Here is a 23,029-nt window from a genome sequence, read left to right as displayed (position 1 = left end):
CACCAGAACGACCACGACCCGACCGGCAGCACTCGGCGCGGCGCGGGGTGTGGCGGACGGGCGGCGGCTCGCTTGGAGCGCAAACGTGTCAGTGGTCGCGCCTAAGCTGGATCCATGGCATTCGCAACCGAGATCCCGACGGAAGGGTACGAAGAGCGGGGTCACCCGATCGCCCATTCCGAACACCGCCCCGTCGGCACGATCGAGCGCTCGGGCGCTCGATTCGAGGTGGTCAGCGAGTACTCGCCCGCCGGCGACCAGCCCGCGGCCATCGCCGAGCTCGAGCGCCGGGTGAACGCGGGGGAGAAGGACGTCGTCCTGCTCGGCGCCACCGGTACCGGTAAATCGGCGACCACCGCCTGGCTGATCGAGAAGTTGCAGCGCCCCACGCTGGTGATGGCACCGAACAAGACCCTGGCCGCGCAGCTGGCCAACGAGCTGCGCGAGATGCTGCCCAACAACGCGGTCGAGTACTTCGTCTCGTACTACGACTACTACCAACCCGAGGCGTACATCGCCCAGACCGATACCTACATCGAGAAGGACAGCTCGATCAACGACGACGTCGAGCGGCTGCGGCACTCGGCGACCTCGAGTCTGCTCTCGCGTCGCGATGTCGTGGTGGTCGCCTCGGTGTCGTGCATCTACGGTCTGGGCACCCCGCAGTCGTATCTGGACCGGTCGGTGCAGCTCGAGGTCGGCGGCGAGATCGACCGCGACGCGTTGCTGCGGCTGCTCGTCGACGTGCAGTACACCCGCAACGACATGTCGTTCACCCGGGGTTCCTTCCGGGTGCGCGGCGACACCGTGGAGATCATCCCGTCCTATGAGGAGCTGGCGATCCGCATCGAGTTCTTCGGTGACGAGATCGAGGCGCTCTACTACCTGCACCCGCTCACCGGTGACGTGGTGCGCCAGGTCGATTCGGCGCGCATCTTCCCGGCCACCCACTACGTGGCCGGTCCGGAGCGGATGGAGCGCGCGGTCGGCGACATCGAGGCCGAATTGGCCGCGCGGCTCGAGGAATTGGAACGTCAGGGCAAATTGCTCGAGGCTCAGCGGTTGCGGATGCGCACCGAATACGACCTGGAGATGATCCGTCAGGTCGGCTTCTGCTCGGGCATCGAGAACTACTCGCGCCACATCGACGGGCGCCCGGCGGGTTCGGCGCCTGCGACGCTGCTCGACTACTTCCCCGACGACTTCCTGCTCGTGATCGACGAATCGCATGTCACGGTGCCGCAGATCGGCGGCATGTTCGAAGGTGACATGTCGCGTAAGCGCAACCTCGTCGATTTCGGTTTCCGGTTGCCGTCGGCGGTCGACAACCGGCCGCTGACCTGGGAGGAGTTCGCCGGTCGAATCGGCCAGGCGGTGTATCTGTCGGCGACACCGGGCAACTACGAGCTGGGTCAGGTCGGCGGTGAGGTGGTCGAGCAGGTCATCCGCCCGACCGGCCTGGTCGATCCGAAGGTCGTGGTCAAGCCCACCAAGGGGCAGATCGACGACCTGGTGCACGAGATCCGTGAGCGTTCGGAGCGCAACGAGCGGGTTCTGGTCACCACACTCACCAAGAAGATGTCCGAAGACCTCACCGACTACCTGCTCGGCCTCGGTGTGAAGGTCCGCTACCTGCACTCCGAGATCGACACACTGCGGCGCGTCGAACTGCTCCGGCAGCTACGCCTGGGCGAATACGACGTGCTCGTCGGCATCAACCTGCTGCGTGAGGGCCTCGACCTGCCCGAGGTCTCGCTGGTCGCGATCCTCGACGCCGACAAGGAAGGCTTCCTGCGGTCGAGCACCAGCCTCATCCAGACCATCGGCCGCGCGGCGCGCAACGTGTCCGGCGAAGTGCACATGTACGCGGACAAGATCACCGACTCGATGCAGCACGCCATCGAGGAGACCGACCGTCGCCGTGCCAAGCAGATCGCCTACAACACCGAGAACGGCCTCGACCCGCAGCCGCTGCGCAAGAAGATCGCCGACATCCTGGATCAGGTGTACACCGAGGCCGAGGACGAGGTAGCCGTCGGCGGATCGGGCCGCAATGCCAGCCGCGGCAGGCGCGCCCAGGGCGAACCGGGCCGGGCCAGCTCGGGTATCTACGCCGAACGCGATGTGAAGTCGATGCCACGTGCCGAATTGGCCGCCCTGGTCACCGAACTCACCGCGCAGATGATGAACGCGGCCCGCGAATTGCAGTTCGAGCTGGCGGGCCGGTTGCGTGACGAGATCGCCGACCTGAAGAAGGAGCTGCGCGGGATGGACGCCGCGGGGATTTCTTGACCATGCCGGCGCCACGGTCCCCGGGCGACCCCGCCCCCGAGTCGCGCGACCGATCGCGCGGGTGCTGCTCGGAGGCGAGGCCGCTGCGGACCCGGCCCGGCGGGGCGCTACGCCTGCTCGGCCATCCACGCGGCGACGCGGCGGTCGGCCTCCTCCTTCGAGACGTCCTCGACGCGGGTGATCACCGCCCAGCGGTGGCCGAAGGGGTCGATCACCACGCCGAAGCGATCTCCGGTGACGAAGGTCTGCGGCTCCTCGGCGCTGCGGGCACCGTGAGCGAGCGCGCGGGCGATCACCGCGTCCACGTCGGGGCAGTAGTGCACCACCGAGGTGTGCACCCAGTCCTCGGGGGCGCGAACATTGTTGTCGGGGATGGGCATCCCGAGCTGCAGGGTGGAATCCCCGATGAGCAGTTCGGCGTGCGCGGGCTGGCCGTCGGGCAGATCGGCGCGGCTGAGCACCTTCGCCTCGAAGACCGCGGTGTAGAAGTCGATGGCCGCGTTTCCGTCCGGCACGGCCAGGAAACAGGTGATGGAGTGGTAGCCCTCCGGAATGGGCGCAACGGGATTGGTCATGACTACGATCCTGCTCCGCGGCCGACGGCCCGTCTTGTAAGAACGCGACAGATCGGCCGGTGATGACAGCGGCGCCGGATCCCGGTGATGTGAAAGGAATCCTGCACCCGGAGGAGCAGGCGAGGCACCGCTCGCTGAACCGGCTGGGGGTCGGGCCCGCGCTGGCCGAGTTCGCGGACCGGTACTGGGTGGTGCGGTGGGATCTGCGTGGTCGGCCCAGCTATTCGGCGCAGGTGCTGTCGTTCCCGTGCGTGAACGTCACCTTCGAACGCAGCACCACCCGCACCGGCGGCTTCGTCACCGGGGTGTGCACGACGAAGTACGTGCGCGAGCTCGCCGGGGAAGGCGAGACCTTCGGCATCCGGTTCGCCCCCGGCGGATTCGGTGCCTTCACCGGCATGGATGTCGGCGCGCTGCGCGATGATTCGGCCCCGCTGAGCGCGGTGTTGCCCGAGGCGGAGGGCCTGGCCGACCGAGTGCTGGCCGAACAGTCCGACGAGCGCCGACGCGACATCGTCGAGGAGTTCTTCGCGGGCCGTGGCCGCACCGACGATCCGCACTACGCGCTGGTGACCCGCATCGTCACCGCCATGGCGACCGATCCGGAGCTGACCAGGGTCGACCAGGTCACCGATCGTTTCGCCGTCCCGATCCGCACCCTGCAACGCCTGTTCCGCCGCTATGTCGGGGCAGGCCCGAAATGGGTACTGTGCCGGTTCAGGTTGCAGGACGCCGCCGACCTGCTCGCGCACGGCCGCCCTGATCTCGCGGTACTCGCGGCCCAGCTCGGCTATTTCGACCAGGCGCATTTCAGCCGCGAATTCACCGCCGAGATCGGGATGTCGCCGACGGAATACGCGCGCAGCGCACAGGCAGTGAGCGCTGTCCCCAGGGCGCGCTGATCGGGTGCGTCCAGACCCGAGAAGTAGGGGGTCTGAAATATGGACATTCCACCTTGGAGCGGCGGTGTTCGTCGATAGTGTCACCGCATTCGCAGCGGCCGTTGCTGCGTGGAGAAGTCAGGACATCAACAGTGACAACATCATTCGACCGGACCGCCCGTCTCGGGGCCGCCCTCGCGACCGCGCTGGCCGCCACGGCTCTGCTCGCGCCGGGCGCGCACGCGGACATCTCGGATGGCCAGCGGGTCAGTGTGTCGAGCGCCGATCCGAAGGTCGGCTGTTCCTACACGGTGGTCGCGGTCAACGTCGTCGGCTACAGCTCGGGCCACGCGGGCGCACCGGTGACCTTCTATGACAACGGTGACGTGATCGACACGGTCACGATCCCGGCGATCGGCGAGACCAAGACCTCCTGGCGTCACGCCGCCGCCGGCGCGCACCAGCTGACGGCGAAAGTCGACAGCTATCTCAACAGCTGGTGGATCACCCCCGCCACGGTGACCGTGGCGGCGAATACCGGCACCGGAAGCGCGGCCTGTGGGTTCCCCAGTTTCTCCGGTTGATGTGATCAAAGTCCCAGCCGCACTATGTCGTTGATCGTGTTGTGATAGGCCACAATTTCTTCGAACCGCGGTCTTGTTGCCGCAGGTGAATCTTCTCGACTGTTGCGAAGGCCACCGTGACATCGGGCAGGAACGCCAACACTCCCGGTGTGATCTGTTGCGATTTCTGATAAATCGGCCTGATTTGGCGTTAGGGTCGAGCCAATTGCCGCGCTGACGCTCGATTCCCGAGTGGTTCGGTGCTGGCACCGACCAAGTTGGAGGAGAGATGACCGCCTACCGGACCATTGTCGTCGGTACTGATGGCTCGGATTCGTCGTACGTGGCGGTGGAGAAGGCCGCGGCGCTCGCCGGGGACGCTGAGGCAACTCTCGTGCTGGCCTGCGCCTACTTCCCGACCGACGACCGCGACGTCGCCGCCGCCGCCGATGTGCTCAAGGACGAGGCCTACCAGGTCCGTGGCTCGGCCCCGACCAACGAGATCCTGCACGTCGCCCGGGAAAAGGCCCTGGCCGCCGGTGCGAAGAACATCGTCGACCGCGCGATCGTCGGCGAGCCGGTCGATTCGCTGCTCGACCTCGTCAACGAAGTGGACGCCGACCTGCTCGTCGTCGGCAACCGGGGCCTCAACACCCTCACCGGTCGCCTGCTCGGCTCCGTCCCCTCGGACGTGGCCCGCAAGTCCCGTTCGGACGTGCTGATCGTGCACACCGTCCGCTAGTTCACTCGCGGTAGTACGAAAAGGTCGAGGGCGCCGGGAAACCGGCGCCCTCGACCTTTTTCGGCAGTACTCACCACTCAGTCTGCGACGGGCTCCTGCCGGGTGCCGCCGCGCAGCCCGATCGACATGATGTCGGACGGCTCGTCGAGTTCGATTCTGTGCCAGCGGCTGCGCGGCACGATGAACGCGGTTCCTGTCGTGAGCCGCACCGCGGTTTCCGCCTCGCCGTGACTCTCCGGTCGCAGGTAGAGCCGCAGCGAACCGGCGAGGCAGCACACCGCTTCCTCGCTGGACGGGTGCATCTCCCAGTGGTCGGCATGGACGTCGGCGTCGGTGTCGACGTGGAAGGTGGCCAGTTGCCAGCCGCCGGACGCGTCGGCCATTCGTCGCTCGCCCGATCGCACCGTGCCGTGTGGCTGGAAGTGCAGGGCGCGGGCGAACAGATCGATGGGTGTCATCGGAGTTCCTTTCATGGGGTCACTGCGGGAATGTCCTCGCGGACCGGGTTTTCGATGCGGTCCAGCCGGGTGGGTAGGACGGTGGCCGCGACTACCGCGGCAGCGGCGAACAGCGCGGCGGCGATCGCCAACGCGAAGGCGTAGCCGTTGTTGAGCGCGACCGGATCGGCGCTCGCGCCGGTGCGGCCCGCCGCGAGGGTGGCCAGTACGGCGACGCCGACACTGCCGCCGAGTTGGCGGGCGCTGTTGAAGGCGCCGGAGGCCATGCCGGCTTCACCGGGTGCCACGCCGCTGACGGCCGCCGCCGCGACGGGGGCGAGGCAGAGTCCGAGCCCGATGCCGCCGACGATCGACGGGCCGAGAACGTCGGTGACGAAATCGCCGTCGGGACTGATGAGTGCGAACCAGCCGATGCCGACCGCGGTGAGTAGACCGCCCCCGACCAGCAATGGCCTGGGGGAGAAGTGGGCGCCCATCCGGGTGGCGGCGAGGGTGCCGACGATGACGCACAGTGAGAACGGGATGAAGGCGGCCCCGGTGGCCCCCGCGTTCATGTGCAGCACCTGCTGCATATACAGCGACACCAGGTAGAAGGCGGAGAACTGGCCCGCGGCGGCGCAGAAGACGAACAGGTTCGCGCCGCTCACCCAGCGGTTGGTGAAAAGGCTCAGCCGCAACAGCGGGTTCGCCGAGCGGGTCTCGACCACGAGGAAACCCGCGAGGAACCCTGCCGCTACGGCGAGGGTCACGCCTGTCTCGGTAGAAGCCCAGCCGTAGTGATCGGTGCGGATCACGCCGGTGACGAGTAGTCCGATACCGCCCGTCGCCAGCAGCGCACCGGCGATATCGAGCCGCGCCCGCGTACCCGTCGGTGCGTCGGCGGGTACGCCTCTGGCCAAGGCGAGCAGCGCGATCGCGACGATCGGGATATTGACCAGCATCACCCAGCGCCAATTCGCGTACTCGGTGAGCAGTCCGCCGACGAGCACACCGAGCGCGCCACCCGCGGCGTTGACCCCGCCCCAGACGCCGAGCGCTCGGACGCGGGCGGGCCCTTCGGGAAACGTTGTGGTGAGTGTGGCGAGTGTGGCCGGGGCGATGGCCGCGGCCCCGATGCCCTGCACGGCGCGCGCGGCCACCAGTTGCCATGGCTCCTGCGCGAATCCGCCTGCGAGCGAGGCGATCGCGAAGACGAGCAGCCCGCCCGCGAACAGCCTGCGCCGCCCGTAGAGATCACACGCCTTGCCGCCGAGCAGCAGGAAACCGCCGAAGGTCAGGGCGTAGATGTGCACCACCCAGGCCAGGTCGAGCGGTGCGAAGCCGAGTGTGTCGCCGATCGAAGGAAGCGCCACGTTCACGACCGCCATATCGAGGGCGATCACGAACTGTGCGATGGCGACCGCGACCAGCGCGGTACCGGGACGAGGAGGAGAAGTGTTTTTATACACGTATAAAAACTAACTCCACCGCGACCCCTTGTCCATACCCGGGCTTCGCATGGGCAAGATGGGGCCATGCCCACCTCGCAGTCGGATCAACCAGCGCGCACGGGCAGACCCGCGCGCATGTCCCGCGCGGATATCGTCGCGTCGGCGCACCGGGTGATCGCCGCCGACGGCGTCGAGAAGCTGACGATGCGCAGGCTCGCCACCGAACTCGGCTGCACCCCGATGGCGCTCTACCATCACGTCCGCGACAAGCAGGACCTGCTGCGGCTACTGCTCGACGACTACGCCGACGCGATCGCCTGGCCCGAGCTCCCGGCCGACCCGCGGCAGCGGATCCTGGTGGCCGCCACCGCGATGCGAGACGCGCTCGCGGCCCAGTCCTGGATCGTGGACGTGCTCGCCGACGGCGATCTGCTCGGCCGCTCGGCGCTGTGGTTTCCCGAGACCATCATCGACGCGGCGATCACCGCGGGCCTCACCGTCGAGCGCGCGGTGGCCGCGTACCGCGCCATCTGGCACTACACGGCAGGCGAGCTGATCGTCACCGGCAGGGCGGTGCGGCGCGCCGAGGAAGGGCCGACCTACCGCGCGGAGGTCTTCGCCGACCTGGACCCCGAGCAGCTGCCCCGGCTGGCCGAGATCGGTTCCCGCTGGACCGAATTCGACGCCGAGAGCACCTACGCCGCCGGGCTGGCGGCGCTGGTTACCGGCTTGCTCGCGTGAGGCAGCACCGGCCGGTGCCGCCTATCCCAACGAGGACAGCACCGCGGGGAGGTCCTCGGTGTGCACCACGGCCAGTCGCTGGGTCGCGCGGGTCAATGCGACGTAGAGGTCGTTGAGGCCGCGCGGGGACTCGTCCAGGATCGCCTGCGGCTCGACCAGGTACACCCGGTCGAACTCGAGGCCCTTCGCATCGTGCACGGTGAGTACCTGAACGGATTCACCTGCCAGCGAGGATAATTCGGGCACCGAGGCGGCGGGAGCGAGGACCGCGGAGGTGCCCGGACCGTTCTCGGCCTCGAGCAACCGTGCCACCTCGCTCGCGACGTCGGCGGGCAGCACCCGGTAGGCGCGTGGGGGATTGCCGGTCTCGCGAACCGAACGCGGCACCTTGGTGCCCGGATCGATCTCGGCGAGCACATCGGCCGCGACCGCCATGATCTCGGCGGGAGTGCGGTAGTTCACCGTGAGCTCGGTGAGCTTCCAGCGCTGTGCCACGTACGGTTCCAGCACCCGCTGCCAGGACGACGCGCCGGCCGGATCACCGGTCTGGGCGACGTCGCCGACGACGGTGATCCAGCGATTCGGGATGCGCCGCATCACCATTCGCCACGCCATCTCCGAGAGTTCCTGTGCCTCGTCGACGATCACGTGACCGTAGGTCCAGGTCCGGTCGCCCGCGGCGCGTTCGGCGGTGGTCTGCCGGTTGCCGAATTCCTGGCGCTGGGCCAGCTGGGAGGCGTCGATCAGGTCGTAGGCCATCAGGATCTCGGGATCGAGTTCGTCCTCGATGTCCTGCGGGGCGGAACCGGTGAGGATGTCGAGCGCGTCCTGGGCCTCCTCGATCTGGGCCCGCCACCGGCGACGCGAGCGTTCGCGTTCCTCGGTGTCGTCGACGCCGAGCAGCTCGGCCAGCTCGTCGAGCAGCGGGGCGTCGGCCGCGCCGAAGGTGCCGTCGTCGGAGCGCACCAGCTCGGCGCGGTCGTCGGGGCTCAGGGTCTTGGCGGCACGGTCCAGCCGCGCCGGGTCGGCGAGCAGGTCGGCGAGCACTTCCTGGGGCGAGAGCACCGGCCACAGCGCGCTGATCGCGGCCTGCACGTGCGGGTCGGCCCGCATCTCGTCGCCGATCTCGCTGAGGTCGGCGGAGCTGAGCAGGCTCGTGCCACCGGACAGGTCGGCGCCCATCGTGGCGGCGAGCTGGTCGGTGAGCGCGTCGATCACCGAGGACGCGAAGATCGGCCTGGCCAGGTTGTGCGGGCGTCGCGAGGAACGGGCCCGTCCGCGCGCCCTGGTCGCGATCTTGCGGTCCAGAGTCACCGGATAGCCGTCGAATGCCAGGCGCACCGGCTCCGACGGCACTTCCTGACGGTCGCGCACCGCCTGCTTGAGCACCTCGAGCATGTCCAGGGAGCCCTTGATCTCCCCGGCGCGCAGCGAATCCTCGCGCACCGCCTTCACACCTGGGTACAGGTCGCCGATGGTCGACAGCAGCACGCCGGTCTCGCCGAGCGAGGGCAGCACCTGGCCGATGTAGTCGAGGAAGGTGGCGTTCGGGCCGATGATCAGCACGCCGCTCTTGGCCAGCTGCTGCCGATAGGTGTAGAGCAGGAAGGCTGCGCGATGCAGCGCGACGGCGGTCTTGCCGGTGCCCGGCCCACCCTGCACCACGAGCACGCTCTTGTGCTCGGAGCGGATGATCGCGTCCTGTTCGCTCTGGATCGTCTCGACGATGTCGTTCATGTGCCCGGTGCGGGCGGCGTTGAGCGCCGACAGCAGCGCGCTCTCGCCGCCGACGCCGTCGTCGGTGCCGACCACACCGTCGCGCTCGGCGGCATCGAGATCGAGGTACTCGTCGTTGATCGCGGTCACCGCGCGGTTGCGCGAGCGGATGTGCCTGCGCCGGGTGACGTTCTCGGGATTGGCGGTGGTGGCCAGGTAGAACGGACGGGCCAGCGGAGCGCGCCAGTCGAGCAGCAGCGGCTCGTAGTCGTTGTCCTCGTCGAGGATGCCGAGCCTGCCGATGTAGCGCGCCGCGTCCTCGGTGCCTTCCAGATCGATCCGGCCGAAGCACAGACCGTGCTCGGCGGCGTCGTATTTGGACAGGTCCTCGTTGTAGAGCTGGGTGAAGGACTCGCGCTCACTGCGCGCCTGCGGCGTGCCACCGGATTCGAGGAGCACAGTCTTGAGCCGGTTCTGCGCGTAGTCGCGCATGCCGTCGAGCCGGTCGTAGAGCACCGAGAGGTACTGCTGCTCCTGTTCGATTTCGCGGTTGTGCGCGGCCGGGGAGGCGTCGGCGAGGCGGTCGGGCAAAACAGGACTCCTTTGTCACCGCGTTGAGAACAGAGTTGTCGAGTCTACGTGTCCGCGGGCAGGGCCGCCGCGACCGGGAAGACTTCGTCGCCGAGGACCGGCGTGAAGTGTTCGACCACCGGGAAAGGCTCGTAGAAGTGGTGCAACAGCGCACGCCAGCGCTGATATTCCGGTGACTCACGGAATCCCACCGTGTGGTCGGCCAGCTGCTCCCAGCGCACCAGCAACAGGAAGCAGTCGGGCCGCTCGACACAGCGCGACAACGACAACCCACCGAAACCGGGCATTCCCGCGATGATCGGATACGCCTGCGCGAAGGCCGCTTCGAAAGCGGCGGCGGCGCCGGGGCGAACGGGTAACAGCGCGTGTTCGACGATCACGCCGACCAGTCTGTCAGGAGGCGTGGGTGTTGTTCGAGCGTCGATTCTGACCGAGACCGAGCTCACGATGGGCCGACGGCTTGTCGCGGTACATCGCCAGGTCGGCGTCGTGCAGGACGGCTTCGGGCGTGCGGTGTTCGTGCGGGCCGAGTTCGGTGATGCCGACCGAGGCGCTCACCTCGAGACGGTGACCGCTGGCGATGATCGGTTCCGCCATCTTCACGCGCAGGCGCTCTACCAGGGCGGGCAGGTCGGCACGCTGCGGATGACCGGCCAGCAGCACCAGGAATTCGTCGCCACCCAGCCGTCCGACCAGGTCTTCGGCGCGCAGCGCCTGTTGCAACCGCTGGGCCACGATCTGCAATACCGTGTCGCCGATGGCGTGCCCGAGGGTGTCGTTGATCGCTTTGAAGCCGTCGAGGTCGATGAACAGCACCGTGGTGATCAGAGTGCCGCCGTCGTCGGCCAGCGCCGCCGACAGCTGCGACAGGATCAGGGAACGATTCGCGAGCCCGGTCAGCGCGTCATGGGTGGCTTGGTACTCGAGCTGGCGCTTGCTGGCCCGGAACGCGGTGATGTCGGCGAACGAGGACACCCCCGCCGACTCCGGGCTGTCCGGATTGAGTAATCGGCAGTTGCACGACAGCCATACCAGCTGCCCGTCGGTGCGCTCGACCCCGAAGATGAACTGGGTCACCGCCTCTCCCGTCGCGAGGGTGCGCGCCATCGGATGCTGGTCGGGCGCGAGTGGCCGGCCGTCACGGTCGAGCATCTTCATGGGCAGTTCGTCGATGTGCAGTCCGAGTACCGGCTCGGCCTCCGCAGCGATGCCGAGTATGCGTTTGCCTGCGGGGTTGATCGATTCGAGGCGACCGCGCCGATCGACGACGAGCACGCCTTCTTCCAGCTGCGACACCACGGTGGTGAAATACGCCTCCGCCTGCCGCGCCGACGCCTCCGCGGCGCGTTGGGCCGTCAGATCGTGCACGACCACCTGGAACGCGAGCTTCTCCTGCCACACCGTGAGCACCGACACGGTCTGCACCGGCACCGTGCGCCCGTCCACCCGGACGAGATCCATGTCGGTGGGCGGCGAGGCCGATCCCTCGGCGGTGAGCTGGTCGATCCGTTCGAGCATCGGGGCGATGGAATCGGGATGGACGAAGACGGTGATCGACAAGCCGAGCAGGTCGTCGGCCGAACGGGCGCCGAGCAGGCGAACCATCGCCGGATTGACGTAGACGATCGTCCCCGACTCGTGCACACAGATGGCATCGGGAGTGTGTTCGACCAGCGACCGGTAGCGCTGCGCGAGCTGCTCGGCGCTCGCCGCGTCGGTCCTTCCTTCTCCCACTGCGAAACCCCCGATCTCGGCCTGGTCTGCGAACGGCATACCGGACTAGTCTGGTGATCCTTCATGAAGATCCGCGAGGAGCGATGTGACACTGGATGTGCTCACGGGCGGCATGACCCACCGCCTCGATTCTATGTCGATCGTCGGCATGGGTGTTGTCTCCGGTTACGGGTGGGGTCGGGAATTCCTGTGGCAGGGATTGTTGGGGTGCAAACCGGCAGCCCGTTTGTACCCCGGTTACGGGCCCGGACGTGATCAGCACGCCTGGGTCGGGCTGATTCCCGACGGTGGTGACGTGGCCTACGGAACCGGTCTGTTCGGGCGTGCCGTGTTCGCCGCGGCCGCCGAGGCGGTCGCCGACGCGCAGGAACGCGGGTGGCGCCGGGAGGGACGCACCGTCGGCCTCGTGCACGCGTTCACGCTGGGCGATGTCGCCGATTGGCGCGATTTCTACCGTCGTGACGAGGGCCACCGGCGTTCACGCGACTATCTGCGGATGCTGCCGTCGACACCCATTTCGGTGGTGATGCAGGAGTTCGGTTTCCACGGGCCCGCGATGAACGTGTCGGCGGCGTGCAGTTCGGGCAATGTCGCGTTGCTGACGGCGAAGATGTGGCGTGACGCGGGTCTGGTCGACGATGTGTTGTGCATCACGACCGACCTGTCGGCCACCCCGGACATGCTCGAACATTTCGTCGGTCTGGGTGCGGCGATCGCCGATGCCGACCCGTTCACCGCCTGCAGGCCCTTTCAGGAGGGCACCCTCGGTTTCACCATGGCCGAGGCGTCGGTGGCGCTGCTGCTCACCGACGCGGTCGAGCGGCCCTATGCGCGGCTGCTCGGCGGCGCGATGACCAACGACGCCTTCCATGTCGTCTCGGTCGATCCCAGCCACGCCCAGATCATCGCGTGTGTCCGGCGCGCACTGGCCGACGCGGGGATCGACGCCGGCGACCTGGCGTACTACAACGCGCACGGCACCGGGACCAGGCAGTGCGATGCCGCCGAACGCGACGTGCTGCGCACGGTCTTCGACGACCGGCCCGCCGTCGCCGCGCTCAAACCACTCACCGGGCACTGTCAAGGCGCCTGCGCGGCGGTCGAAGTCGCCGCGATCGCCCTGTCCTACGAGCGCGGCATCGTCGCGTCGGCGCCGACTGTGGCGCCCGCGCACCCGCGGCTGCTCAACGGCCCGACCCCGCTGCTCGACGGCCCGACGCTGAAACTGTCGCTGGGAATGGGCGGCAACAACGCCGCCGTGGTCCTGGCCGCGGCCTGACTCAGTCCTCGCCCGTCTCGGGTCCGGCGGCGAGGGCGAACCCGCCGGTCGTCGGCGCGTCCTGGGGCAGTGGCACCGCCCAGCGCAGCTGTGTGCCCGGCATCTCGGGGTGGTTGCCGTCGGCGTCGGGGCGTTTCGCCGGACCGACCTCGAAATACCCGCTTGCCTCCTGCGCGCGCTGCTCGAGATTGCGCAGCCCGCTGCGGATGACGTGGTTCGGAATGCCCCAGCCGTTGTCGGACACCGTGATCACCAGATCGTCGGCCACCTCGATCACGATGGCGACGGTGTCGGCACCGGAATGGCGCACCGCGTTGCTCACCGCCTCGCGCACCACCGCCTCGGCGTGGTCGGCCAGCTGCGGATCGAGTACCGACAGCGGGCCCGACACCTGGATCGTCGCGCGCAGGGCGATGTCGGAGGTCTGGCGCCGGATCGCCACCTCGAGGCGCTGCTGCAGCCCTTCGCTGTGACCGGAGCCGCTGGCGTGCAGATCGAAGATGGAGGTGCGGATCTCCTGCACCACCTCCTGCAGATCCATGATCACCGTCGAAAGCCGTTGCCGCACTTCGGGCACCACCGCCTTGGGCAGGGTCGCCTGCACGGTGAGACCGATCGCGAACAGGCGCTGGATCACATGGTCGTGCAGATCGCGCGCGATCCGGTCGCGGTCGGCGACGAGGTCGAGTTCGCGCATCCGCTGCTGCGCGTCGGCCAGCCGCACCGCCAGCGCGGCCTGATCGCAGAAGGCCGCCGTCAGCTCGAGCATCTCGTCGGAATACGGCGCGAATCCCGGCGGCCGGAACGTCACCAGGACGCCGAGGGTGGCATCGGGGGTGCACAGCGGCAGCACGAGAGCCGGTCCGGCGCCGGGTAATTCGGCCACGGGGAACTCGACGCCCAGTGTCACCTTCGACACGTCGTCGAAGCGCAGCGGTGTGCGTCTGCTGAAGGCGTCGCCCACCACCGTCCCCGCGATCGGGATGGTCTGCCAGTCCTGGCCCGCATCGGGGCCGGTCCACTGGGTGACCACCAATTCGCTGATCTCGCCAGGCAATTCGTCGGGCACCGGCACCGAGGCGAGGAACGCCTGATGCGATCCGGTGAGCCCGCGCGCGTGATCGACCACATGGCCGAGCACCCGATCGGATTCGGTACCGGCCAGGAATTCCGTCGCGATATCGCGGGTCGCCTCGATCCACGCCTGCCTGGTGCGTGCCTGCTCGTAGAGGCGCGCGTTGTCGACCGCGATGCCCGCGGCGGCCGCCAGCGCCAGCACCAGGACTTCGTCTTCCTCGGTGAACGGCTGACCGTCGGACTTCTCGGTCAGATAGAGACTGCCGAACACCTCGTCCCGAATGCGTACGGGCACACCGAGGAACGTGTGCATCGGCGGATGTCCCGCCGGAAACCCGATCGAGGATTCGTGCTGGGTGAGATCGGCCAGCCGCAGCGGCGCCTTGTGCGCGAACACCGCGCCGAGTACGCCGTGGCCCGCGGGTAATCGCTCGATCCGGTCGCGGATCTGATCCGGCATGCCCTCGTCGATGAACTGCGCGACCTGCTGATCGTGGCCGCGCACCGCCAGCGCGCCGTAGCGGGCGTCGACCAGGTTCATCGCGGTCCGCACGATGGTGCGCAGGGTTTCGTCCAGGTCCAGACCCGCGGTGACCGTGAGCATGGCCTCGACGAGGCCGTCCATCCGATCGCGCGAACCGATCATCACTTCGACCCGATCGGCGACCTCGCCGAGCAGGCTGCGCAACATCTGCCGCGACACCGTCTGGTCAGCCGAATAGCGGCCGCCCCGACCGTCGTTCGCCATCGCAGTACCCCGTCTTCGCAGCTCCTCGAGTGAGTCGAAGCAAAGTCTAGTCCGCAATGAGGGGACTTTCGGCCCTTCACTCGCACCGGCGGTAGTGGTGGCATTGGGCACCGGGAATTGGGATCGAGAAGTGGGGCACATGATGAATTCGTTGTCGAGCACCCAGCACTGGACGACCGCCGCGGACCCGGAGCTCGCCGTGACCACGCGTGGCGAAGTGCCGGCCCAGGACGTCACCCGTGCTGTTCGCGCCATCACCCGCGTGATGCGCAGGCATCATCTCGACAGTCCGGCCAGGGTGCGTGTCACCGCGCCGCAGGGGTACGACGAGCCGACCCTGGTGCAGGCCAACATCCGTACCAACGACACCTTCACCCGTGTCCAGGTCACCGGCCCCGGCGGTTTCGCGGTCACCTTCGCCGCCGAACGGCTCGACCGTCAGCTCGCCCGCCGCGCGGGCAAGGAAGCGCGCGGCGCGTGGCCCGACCCGGCCCGCCGGCCGCTGGCGCAGATCACCGAGACGCGCCCGATCATCCGCCGCAAGGACTGTGCTCTGATGACCGGTACGCCGCTGGAAGCCAGCACCGTCCTGGATGCGATGGACTACGACGCCTACCTGTTCACCGACGCCGATACCGGTGAGGACGCCATCGTCACGTGGGCCGACCCGCACGGCGTCGCGCTGGCCAGGCAGCGGCTCACCGCCGCGGCGGACTCCTCGGCCGAGCTGCCGTTGACCGCGAGCGCGATGCCGGTCCGGGTGGTGCAGGACGCGGCTCCCGTCTTCGCCGAGGACGAGGCCTCCGACGCGCTGTGCGCCGCCGGGCTGCCCTACCTGTTCTTCACCGACAGCCACACCGGCCGCGGCAACCTGCTCTACCGCCGCTACGACGGCAACCTCACCATCGTCGTCCCGTCCTGAACCGTCACGGCTCGCGGAGCTTCGTCGCCAGGACGGCCGCCTGGGTGCGGCGTTCGACCCCCAGTTTCGCCAGTAGTCGCGAGACGTAGTTCTTGACCGTCTTCTCCGCGAGGAACATGCGCGCGGCGATCTGGCGGTTGGTCAGACCCTCACCGAGCAGTTCGAGCAGCCGGCGTTCCTGGTCGGTGAGCCCGGCCAGCGGCCCGGAGGGTTCGGCGCTGCGGCGCAGCCGGGCGCGAAGGGCGTCGGCGGCGCGGGTATCGAGCAGCGAGTGGCCCGCGCCCACCTGCTTGATCGCGTCGGCCAGTTTCATCCCGTCGATGTTCTTCACCACATATCCGCTGGCGCCGGCCAGAATGGCGTCGAGCATGGCGTGCTCGTCGGAGAACGAGGTCAGGATCAGGCAGTGCAGGTCGTCGAATTCGGCCAGCAGGTTGCGGCACAGCTCGATGCCGTTGCCGTCGGGTAACCGCACGTCGAGGACCGCGACATCGGGGCGGGCCTCGCGGATGCGCACCATCGCCTCGGCGACGCCGCCTGCCTGACCGATCACAGTGAGTTCTGGATCACCTTCGAGCAGGTCGATCAATCCGCGCCGCACGATCTCGTGGTCGTCGACCAGGAACACCTCGAGCACGCCGGCTCCTTCATCATGTCGAACGATCCACCCTTGTGTTCCAACATAATCCGCGCCTGTCGGTTGCGGGGCCGGTCGGCGAACGAGATATGTCACGTCCCCTGCGCAGCGCGCCCGGCCGACGGGTCCGCGCGGCCGCACACCGAAACTTGTCGGACCCCACGCCTAGCATGGTCAGCGGGGGATTATGTCCGGTCGGCGGATGACGATGGAGAAGGGATTCACCAGGTGGCGGAACGCCTCACTGTGCGCGGAGCTCGGGAACACAACCTGAAAGGTGTAGATCTGGATTTGCCGCGCGACAGCCTGATCGTGTTCACCGGTCTGTCCGGTTCCGGGAAGTCGAGCTTGGCGTTCGACACGATCTTCGCCGAGGGGCAGCGTCGCTACGTCGAATCGCTGTCGGCCTACGCGCGTCAGTTCCTCGGGCAGATGGACAAGCCCGATGTCGACTTCATCGAGGGGCTCTCGCCCGCGGTGTCGATCGACCAGAAGTCGACCAACCGCAACCCGCGGTCCACGGTCGGCACCATCACCGAGGTCTACGACTACCTGCGCCTGCTCTACGCCCGCGCGGGCACGCCGCACTGCCCGGTCTGCCACGAGCTGATCGAGAAGCAGAGCCCGCAGCAGATCGTCGACCAGGTACTCGCCATGGACGACGGTCTCAAGTTCCAGGTGCTGGCGCCTGTGGTGCGCACCCGCAAGGGCGAGTTCGTCGACCTGTTCGACCAGCTCAAGACCCAGGGCTACTCGCGCGTGCGGGTGGACGGCGTGGTGTATCCGCTCACCGATCCGCCGAAGCTGAAGAAGCAGGAGAAGCACGACGTCGAGGTGGTCGTCGACCGTCTCTCGGTCAAGGCCGCCTCCAAGCAGCGCCTCACCGACTCGATCGAGACCGCGCTGCGCCTGGCCGACGGCATCGTGGTGCTCGATTTCGTCGACCGCGACGAGCACGCCCACGACCGGGAACGCCGCTTCTCCGAACGCCTGGCCTGCCCCAACGGCCACCCCCTCGACATCGAGGACCTCGAGCCCCGCTCGTTCTCCTTCAACTCGCCCTACGGCGCCTGCCCCGACTGCACCGGCCTCGGCATCCGCAAGGAAGTCGACCCGGAACTGGTGGTGCCCGACCCCGACCTGAGCCTGGCCGACGGCGCGATCGCCCCGTGGTCGCGCGGGCAGACCGCCGAGTACTTCAACCGATTGCTCTCCGGGCTGGCCGAGGCGGTCGGCTTCTCGATGGACACCCCGTGGCGCGATCTGCCCGCGAAGGCACGCAAGGCGGTGCTGGAAGGCAGCTCCGACCAGGTGCACGTGTCCTACACCAACCGCTACGGCCGCAAGCGCTCCTATTACGCCGATTTCGAAGGCGTGATGCCGTTTCTGCAGCGGCGCATGGAGAACACCGAGTCCGAGCAGATGAAAGAGCACTACGACGGGTACATGCGCGATGTGGCGTGCCCGGTCTGCAACGGCTCCCGGCTGCGCCCGGAGATCCTGGCCGTCACCTTGGCCTCGGACGGCACCGACAAGTCGATCGCCGAGGTCAGTGAGCTGTCCATCGGTGACTGCGCGCAGTTCCTGAACGCGCTCACGCTGGGGGAGCGTGAGACCGCGATCGCCGGTCAGGTGCTCAAGGAGATCCAGGCCCGGCTCGGCTTCCTGCTCGACGTCGGCCTGGAGTACCTGACGCTGTCGCGGGCCGCCGCGACCCTGTCCGGCGGTGAGGCCCAGCGCATCCGGCTGGCCACCCAGATCGGATCCGGGCTGGTCGGTGTCCTCTATGTTCTCGACGAGCCGTCGATCGGCCTGCACCAGCGCGACAACCGCAGGCTCATCGAGACGCTGCTGCGGTTGAAGAAGCTGGGCAACACGCTGATCGTCGTCGAGCACGACGAGGACACCATCCGCGCCTCGGACTGGGTGGTCGACATCGGCCCCCTCGCGGGCGAGCACGGTGGTCGCGTGGTGCACAGCGGCCCCTATGAGGAGCTGCTGACCGAGCCCGAATCGCTCACCGGCGCTTACCTTTCCGGCCGCGAGCAGATCGAGCTGCCGCTGGTGCGGCGCGCGATCGACAAGAAGCGCAAGCTCACCGTCGTGGGCGCCACCGAACACAATTTGCAGAATGTCGACGTGGCGTTCCCGCTGGGTGTACTCACCGCGGTCACCGGTGTCTCCGGTTCGGGCAAGTCGACCCTGGTCAACGACATCCTGGCCACCGTTCTCGCGAACAAGCTCAACGGCGCCCGCCAGGTGCCGGGTCGGCACACCAGGATCAACGGTCTCGACAACCTCGACAAGCTGGTGCAGGTCGATCAGTCGCCGATCGGGCGCACCCCGCGCTCGAACCCGGCCACCTACACCGGCGTCTTCGACAAGATCCGCACCCTGTTCGCCTCCACCACCGAGGCCAAGGTGCGCGGCTACCAGCCCGGGCGGTTCTCGTTCAATGTCAAGGGCGGCCGCTGCGAGGCCTGCTCGGGCGACGGCACGCTCAAGATCGAGATGAACTTCCTGCCCGATGTGTACGTCCCGTGCGAGGTCTGCCACGGCGCTCGGTACAACCGGGAAACCCTCGAGGTGCACTACAAGGGCAAGACCATCGCCGAAGTCCTCGACATGCCGATCGACGAGGCGGCCGACTTCTTCGAGGCGATCACCTCGATCCACCGCTATCTCAAGACCCTCGTCGAGGTCGGCCTGGGTTACGTGCGTCTGGGCCAGAGTGCGCCGACCCTGTCCGGCGGTGAGGCCCAGCGCGTGAAGCTGGCCGCCGAGCTGCAGAAGCGGTCCATGGGGCGGACGGTCTACATCCTCGACGAGCCGACCACCGGCCTGCACTTCGAAGACATCCGCAAACTGCTCAAGGTGATCAACGGACTGGTCGACAAGGGCAACACGGTGATCGTCATCGAGCACAACCTCGACGTCATCAAGACCGCCGACTGGGTCGTCGACATGGGCCCCGAGGGCGGTTCGGGCGGCGGTACGGTGGTCGCCACCGGTACACCGGAGGACATCGCCGGGGTGTCGGACAGCTACACCGGTCAGTTCCTGAAAGAGGTGCTGGCAGCGCCCGCGCCGAAGAAGCCCGCCGCGAAGAAGGCGGCCAAGAAAGCTGCCCCCGCGGCGAAGAAGGCGCCGGCGGAGACGACCGCGGCCAAGCGGTTGGCGCGAAAGGCGGCCGCGCTGCGCTGAGCCGGGCTACCGTCCTCTCGAGACGTTCCGGCAGGGACTTTCCGAAAGCGCCACGAAGTGAAACAGCCGTGGGTAACATTCGCCTCACCGTCCCCGGAATGCCGGGTAGTAGCGGTTTGTCGACGGCTCGATCGTCGTGTAGTTCGAAAGGAACGTCCTCATGGATGAAGCCACCACGGCGCTCATCGCCCAGATTCTCGGTTTCCTCGCCGGCGGGTCATCGTTGGCTTACGAGCCCACCAAGCCGACCGTCTGACCTGGATTCGAAAGGAACGCCTGTAATGGATACCGGAAGCGCGGCGCTGCTCACCGCACTCGCCAACATGATCTCCTCCGGCTCGGCCGTCTCGGTCACCCCCGGCGGTCCCACTCCGACCCCCGTGGTCTGAGTCGCGACGTTCGCTCGCAGCACAGAAAAGATCCGCCGACGCACTGCGCCGGCGGATCTTTTCGTTGTGCGGACCGTCAGTGCACCGGGCCGGTGTACTTCTCGCCCGGTCCCGTGCCCGGCGCGTCCGGTACCGAGGATGCCTCGCGGAACGCGCGCTGCAGCGCCTGCAAACCCTCGCGGATCGGGCCCGCGTGCGGGCCGAGGTACTCCACCGATGCCGTGACCAGTCCGGCCAGTGCGGTGATCACCCGGCGCGCCTCGTCGAGGTCGACGCCCGCGCCCGAATCCGGGTTCTCGCCTGCCAGGCCCAGCTTCTCCGCGGCCGAACTCATCAGCATCACGGCGGCCCGGCTGATCACCTCGACAGCGGGGATGTCGGCCAGGTCGCGCACAGGAGGATCGAGCTCGTCAGTCATGCTGATCAGGCTATAGCGAGCCTGATTCCGGATGCTCGGGCCAGGTGCGATTCGGTCATAGCCCAACGCCATGCTAAGCTCTTCGCTGACGACCGCCCCTGGATGTGTCATGCATCCGTGGGGCAGATAAGTGGAGCCCGACTCCCACCGTTACCGGCGAGCAATCGTTCGGATAAGCGGTCCCGGTCACCCGCTCATTGTGGTGGGTTTCCCGTGTGCCTGGCACGCGGGGGTCGACAACCGAGCCTGTGAGGGCGTCGGCTGTGGGCGATCGGTCGACATCGGGCCCCGTGGCGGAGAAATACCGCAGCGGGGCTTTCGTGTTGAAACAGGGGTTGCAGTTATTGCGTGCGGTCGTTAAGACGACACCGCTTGACCTAGGAGGCCCCATCAGCACTGAGACCCGCATCAACGATCGCATCCGTGTTCCCGAGGTTCGTCTCATCGGACCCGGCGGCGAACAGGTTGGGATCGTGCGTGTTGAAGATGCACTACGCGTCGCGCTCGAAGCCGACCTCGACCTCGTCGAGGTAGCACCCGATGCCCGTCCGCCGGTCTGCAAGATCATGGACTACGGCAAGTTCAAGTACGAGACCGCGCAGAAGGCGCGCGAGTCCCGTAAGAACCAGGTCCAGACCGTGATCAAGGAGCAGAAGCTCCGTCCGAAGATCGACGACCACGACTACGAGACCAAGAAGCGCAACGTGGTTCGCTTCCTCGAAGCCGGGTCCAAGGTCAAGGTCACGATCATGTTCCGCGGTCGTGAGCAGTCGCGTCCCGAACTCGGCTTCCGGTTGCTCCAGCGTCTGGGCTCCGATGTGGCCGATCTCGGGTTCGTCGAGACCTCGGCCAAGCAGGACGGCCGCAACATGACCATGGTCCTCGCTCCCCACAAGGGCGCGAAGACGCGGGTGAAGGCCCAGCAGGACTCTTCGGCGCCGGCGGCGACACGTCAGCCGCTGCCGACCGGTCCCGCGAGTGCAGACCCGGCCGCGCTGGTCGAACCGGCTGCACCGGTCGAGCAGGCCGCGCCTGCCGAGCAGGCTGCGCCGGCCGACCCGCAGTAAACGATTTCAACGACTAGATAGAGGAATCCATGCCGAAGAACAAGACCCACAGCGGCGCCAAGAAGCGATTCAAGGTGACCGGCCGGGGCAAGCTGCTTCGCGAGCAGGCGAACCGTCGCCACCTCCTGGAGCACAAGTCCTCTCGCCGGACTCGTCGTCTGGAAGGCACGGAGTCCGTCGCTTCCGTCGACGTCCCCCGCGTGAAGCGGCTGCTCGGTCTCGCCTGACCTTCGGGTCAGCCGGACCGTCGCAACCCGACGATTCCGCGGCCGGGATAACCGGACGCCGACAACTACCGAATTCGGGCGCCGCCGCGCCCCCAGATGATCAAGGACTACCAAAGTGGCACGCGTCAAAAGGGCCGTCAACGCTCAGAAGAAGCGCCGTTCCATCCTCGAGGCCTCCAAGGGCTACCGGGGCCAGCGTTCGCGCCTGTACCGCAAGGCCAAGGAACAGCAGCTCCACTCGCTGACCTACGCCTACCGTGACCGCAAGGCGCGCAAGGGTGACTTCCGCAAGCTGTGGATTGCTCGTATCAACGCCGCCGCGCGTCTGAACGACATCACCTACAACCGCTTCATCCAGGGCCTCAAGGCCGCTGGTGTCGAGGTGGACCGCAAGATCCTCGCCGAGCTCGCGGTCTCGGACGCCGAGGCCTTCGCCGGCCTGGTGGCTGTCGCCAAGGCCGCGCTGCCGGCCGACGTCAACGCCCCGGCCACCGCTGCCTGAGCTTGACAACACACAGCGATCTGTCGGAACGGCCCGTGGACGCGCTCTCCGAGCGCAATCCGCGGGTCGTTTCCGCTGTCAAGCTCCAGCGTGCGGCCCAGCGCCGCAAATCCGGCCTTTTCCTCGCCGAGGGGGCCAACGCGGTGTCCGCCGCTCTGGAGACCGGCCGCGTCCGGGAGATCTTCTATTCGCTCGCGGCCGCCGGTCGTGAGAACGCGCTGATCGCCGGTGCCACCGCCGACGGCGTCCGCACCACCTTGGTCAGCGATCGCGCCGCCGAACATCTCGGTGAAACCGTCACCGCGCCCGGCCTGGTCGCGGTGTGCGAACTCGTCGACGTGCCGCTCGGTGAGATTCTCGATGGTGGCCCACGGATGCTCGCCGTCCCCGTGGAGATCGCCGAACCCGGCAACGCGGGCACCCTGATCCGGGTCGCCGATGCGGTCGGCGCCGACGGGGTGGTGCTGGCGGGCGAGACCGTCGACCCGCACAACGGCAAATGCGTGCGCGCCAGCGCGGGCAGCCTCTTCCACGTCCCCGTGGCCCGCAGCCGCGACATCACCGCGACCCTCGATGCGATCTCCGCCGCGGGCGTGACGATCCTCGCGACCGCCGCCAACGGCGAAGTCGACCTCGACGCCGCCGACGACATCCTGCGCGGACCGGTCGCCTGGCTCTTCGGCAACGAGGCCCACGGACTCGACCCCGCCGTCGCCGCCCGCGCCGATCACCGCATCCGCATCCCCATCCACGGCCGCGCCGAAAGCCTGAATCTGGCTGCGGCAGCGGCTATCTGCCTCTACGCGAGCGCCCGCGTCCAGCACGCGACGTAGTTC

The 23,029-nt window shown here is 67.9% G+C and carries 21 protein-coding genes; 12 read left to right on the top strand and 9 right to left on the bottom strand.

Features of this window, described 5'->3' with window-relative positions:
* Window positions 1-114 precede the first annotated feature (114 nt).
* On the top strand, window positions 115-2,292 hold the full coding sequence (gene uvrB / locus ACWF99_RS28105; RefSeq protein WP_452537823.1) for an excinuclease ABC subunit UvrB: 2,178 nt from the start codon (window positions 115-117) through the stop codon (window positions 2,290-2,292).
* 107 nt (window positions 2,293-2,399) lie between these two features.
* Here uvrB and ACWF99_RS28100 read toward each other — a convergent pair whose 3' ends face one another.
* Complete coding sequence (locus ACWF99_RS28100; RefSeq protein ID WP_379317382.1) at window positions 2,400-2,867, bottom strand: VOC family protein; 468 nt, start codon at window positions 2,865-2,867, stop codon at window positions 2,400-2,402.
* Window positions 2,868-2,929: 62 nt separating this feature from the next.
* On the opposite strand from ACWF99_RS28100, the gene ACWF99_RS28095 reads away from it, so the two are divergent.
* The 3 genes from ACWF99_RS28095 to ACWF99_RS28085 all read left to right on the top strand — a co-directional run bounded on the left by ACWF99_RS28095 (window position 2,930) and on the right by ACWF99_RS28085 (window position 5,053).
* On the top strand, window positions 2,930-3,769 hold the full coding sequence (locus ACWF99_RS28095) for a DUF6597 domain-containing transcriptional factor (RefSeq protein ID WP_452537914.1): 840 nt from the start codon (window positions 2,930-2,932) through the stop codon (window positions 3,767-3,769).
* Between the two features lie 131 nt (window positions 3,770-3,900).
* The gene (locus ACWF99_RS28090) at window positions 3,901-4,332 is read left to right on the top strand and encodes a hypothetical protein (RefSeq protein WP_452537821.1); all 432 of its coding nucleotides are present in this window, start codon (window positions 3,901-3,903) and stop codon (window positions 4,330-4,332) included.
* A gap of 268 nt (window positions 4,333-4,600) precedes the next feature.
* The gene (locus tag ACWF99_RS28085) at window positions 4,601-5,053 is read left to right on the top strand and encodes a universal stress protein (protein ID WP_378661184.1); all 453 of its coding nucleotides are present in this window, start codon (window positions 4,601-4,603) and stop codon (window positions 5,051-5,053) included.
* A 77-nt stretch (window positions 5,054-5,130) separates the two neighbouring features.
* Here the strand turns inward: ACWF99_RS28085 and ACWF99_RS28080 are convergent, their stop codons facing one another.
* Complete coding sequence (locus tag ACWF99_RS28080) at window positions 5,131-5,511, bottom strand: cupin (RefSeq protein ID WP_452537820.1); 381 nt, start codon at window positions 5,509-5,511, stop codon at window positions 5,131-5,133.
* A gap of 11 nt (window positions 5,512-5,522) precedes the next feature.
* Complete coding sequence (locus ACWF99_RS28075) at window positions 5,523-6,959, bottom strand: MFS transporter (RefSeq protein ID WP_452537818.1); 1,437 nt, start codon at window positions 6,957-6,959, stop codon at window positions 5,523-5,525.
* A 66-nt stretch (window positions 6,960-7,025) separates the two neighbouring features.
* On the opposite strand from ACWF99_RS28075, the gene ACWF99_RS28070 reads away from it, so the two are divergent.
* A complete protein-coding gene (locus ACWF99_RS28070) occupies window positions 7,026-7,682 on the top strand; it encodes a TetR/AcrR family transcriptional regulator (RefSeq protein WP_378661542.1) in 657 nt (218 codons plus the stop codon).
* A 21-nt stretch (window positions 7,683-7,703) separates the two neighbouring features.
* On the opposite strand, the gene ACWF99_RS28065 is transcribed toward ACWF99_RS28070, so the two are convergent.
* From ACWF99_RS28065 to ACWF99_RS28055, 3 genes are read right to left on the bottom strand one after another with little or no spacing between them, the layout of a single operon-like run.
* A complete protein-coding gene (locus ACWF99_RS28065) occupies window positions 7,704-9,989 on the bottom strand; it encodes a HelD family protein (protein WP_378661539.1) in 2,286 nt (761 codons plus the stop codon).
* Window positions 9,990-10,033: 44 nt separating this feature from the next.
* Window positions 10,034-10,369, bottom strand: a complete 336-nt coding sequence (locus tag ACWF99_RS28060) for an antibiotic biosynthesis monooxygenase family protein (RefSeq protein WP_378637069.1) — start codon at window positions 10,367-10,369, stop codon at window positions 10,034-10,036.
* Window positions 10,370-10,382: 13 nt separating this feature from the next.
* Window positions 10,383-11,762, bottom strand: a complete 1,380-nt coding sequence (locus tag ACWF99_RS28055; protein ID WP_378637067.1) for a diguanylate cyclase domain-containing protein — start codon at window positions 11,760-11,762, stop codon at window positions 10,383-10,385.
* A gap of 94 nt (window positions 11,763-11,856) precedes the next feature.
* On the opposite strand from ACWF99_RS28055, the gene ACWF99_RS28050 reads away from it, so the two are divergent.
* On the top strand, window positions 11,857-13,002 hold the full coding sequence (locus tag ACWF99_RS28050) for a beta-ketoacyl synthase N-terminal-like domain-containing protein (protein WP_452537913.1): 1,146 nt from the start codon (window positions 11,857-11,859) through the stop codon (window positions 13,000-13,002).
* Window position 13,003: 1 nt separating this feature from the next.
* Here the strand turns inward: ACWF99_RS28050 and ACWF99_RS28045 are convergent, their stop codons facing one another.
* Window positions 13,004-14,827: a sensor histidine kinase gene (locus ACWF99_RS28045; protein WP_378637064.1), complete on the bottom strand. Its 1,824-nt coding sequence runs from the start codon at window positions 14,825-14,827 to the stop codon at window positions 13,004-13,006.
* A gap of 139 nt (window positions 14,828-14,966) precedes the next feature.
* On the opposite strand from ACWF99_RS28045, the gene ACWF99_RS28040 reads away from it, so the two are divergent.
* A complete protein-coding gene (locus ACWF99_RS28040) occupies window positions 14,967-15,749 on the top strand; it encodes a sigma 54 modulation/S30EA ribosomal C-terminal domain-containing protein (protein WP_378637062.1) in 783 nt (260 codons plus the stop codon).
* A 4-nt stretch (window positions 15,750-15,753) separates the two neighbouring features.
* Here ACWF99_RS28040 and ACWF99_RS28035 read toward each other — a convergent pair whose 3' ends face one another.
* The gene (locus tag ACWF99_RS28035; protein WP_056824462.1) at window positions 15,754-16,386 is read right to left on the bottom strand and encodes a response regulator transcription factor; all 633 of its coding nucleotides are present in this window, start codon (window positions 16,384-16,386) and stop codon (window positions 15,754-15,756) included.
* Window positions 16,387-16,614: 228 nt separating this feature from the next.
* Here ACWF99_RS28035 and uvrA point away from each other — a divergent pair, with 228 nt between their 5' ends.
* Window positions 16,615-19,590, top strand: coding sequence for an excinuclease ABC subunit UvrA (gene uvrA, locus ACWF99_RS28030; RefSeq protein WP_378637059.1), 2,976 nt, complete (start codon window positions 16,615-16,617; stop codon window positions 19,588-19,590).
* Window positions 19,591-20,055: 465 nt separating this feature from the next.
* On the opposite strand, the gene ACWF99_RS28025 is transcribed toward uvrA, so the two are convergent.
* Entirely contained in the window at window positions 20,056-20,397 is a 342-nt protein-coding gene (locus tag ACWF99_RS28025; RefSeq protein WP_378637057.1) for a DUF1844 domain-containing protein, read from the bottom strand.
* A gap of 335 nt (window positions 20,398-20,732) precedes the next feature.
* Between ACWF99_RS28025 and infC the strand changes: the two genes are divergently transcribed.
* From infC to ACWF99_RS28005, 4 genes are all read left to right on the top strand, one after another.
* Window positions 20,733-21,464 (top strand): translation initiation factor IF-3, encoded by a 732-nt coding sequence (gene infC, locus ACWF99_RS28020; RefSeq protein ID WP_378661560.1) that lies wholly within the window; start codon window positions 20,733-20,735, stop codon window positions 21,462-21,464.
* A 29-nt stretch (window positions 21,465-21,493) separates the two neighbouring features.
* Window positions 21,494-21,691 carry a 50S ribosomal protein L35 gene (gene rpmI, locus ACWF99_RS28015; RefSeq protein WP_056824456.1) on the top strand — a complete coding sequence of 66 codons (198 nt, stop codon included), beginning with the start codon at window positions 21,494-21,496 and terminating at the stop codon, window positions 21,689-21,691.
* A 115-nt stretch (window positions 21,692-21,806) separates the two neighbouring features.
* Window positions 21,807-22,193: a 50S ribosomal protein L20 gene (gene rplT / locus ACWF99_RS28010; RefSeq protein ID WP_019046423.1), complete on the top strand. Its 387-nt coding sequence runs from the start codon at window positions 21,807-21,809 to the stop codon at window positions 22,191-22,193.
* A gap of 35 nt (window positions 22,194-22,228) precedes the next feature.
* On the top strand, window positions 22,229-23,026 hold the full coding sequence (locus ACWF99_RS28005; protein ID WP_378637054.1) for a TrmH family RNA methyltransferase: 798 nt from the start codon (window positions 22,229-22,231) through the stop codon (window positions 23,024-23,026).
* Window positions 23,027-23,029: the final 3 nt, after the last annotated feature.

This window comes from Nocardia sp. NPDC055002 (assembly GCF_053608825.1).
This window is presented reverse-complemented; position numbering and strand designations above follow the sequence as displayed.

Coding starts and splice junctions, on each gene's coding strand:
- ACWF99_RS28050 (WP_452537913.1), top strand. CDS start 11,857: ATGTCGATCGTCGGCATGGGTGTTGTCTCCGGTTACGGGTGGGGTCGG.
- ACWF99_RS28055 (WP_378637067.1), bottom strand. CDS start 11,762: ATGCCGTTCGCAGACCAGGCCGAGATCGGGGGTTTCGCAGTGGGAGAA.
- ACWF99_RS28100 (WP_379317382.1), bottom strand. CDS start 2,867: ATGACCAATCCCGTTGCGCCCATTCCGGAGGGCTACCACTCCATCACC.
- ACWF99_RS28080 (WP_452537820.1), bottom strand. CDS start 5,511: ATGACACCCATCGATCTGTTCGCCCGCGCCCTGCACTTCCAGCCACAC.
- ACWF99_RS28045 (WP_378637064.1), bottom strand. CDS start 14,827: ATGGCGAACGACGGTCGGGGCGGCCGCTATTCGGCTGACCAGACGGTG.
- ACWF99_RS28025 (WP_378637057.1), bottom strand. CDS start 20,397: ATGACTGACGAGCTCGATCCTCCTGTGCGCGACCTGGCCGACATCCCC.
- ACWF99_RS28070 (WP_378661542.1), top strand. CDS start 7,026: ATGCCCACCTCGCAGTCGGATCAACCAGCGCGCACGGGCAGACCCGCG.
- rpmI (WP_056824456.1), top strand. CDS start 21,494: ATGCCGAAGAACAAGACCCACAGCGGCGCCAAGAAGCGATTCAAGGTG.
- uvrB (WP_452537823.1), top strand. CDS start 115: ATGGCATTCGCAACCGAGATCCCGACGGAAGGGTACGAAGAGCGGGGT.
- ACWF99_RS28095 (WP_452537914.1), top strand. CDS start 2,930: ATGACAGCGGCGCCGGATCCCGGTGATGTGAAAGGAATCCTGCACCCG.
- ACWF99_RS28085 (WP_378661184.1), top strand. CDS start 4,601: ATGACCGCCTACCGGACCATTGTCGTCGGTACTGATGGCTCGGATTCG.
- ACWF99_RS28040 (WP_378637062.1), top strand. CDS start 14,967: ATGATGAATTCGTTGTCGAGCACCCAGCACTGGACGACCGCCGCGGAC.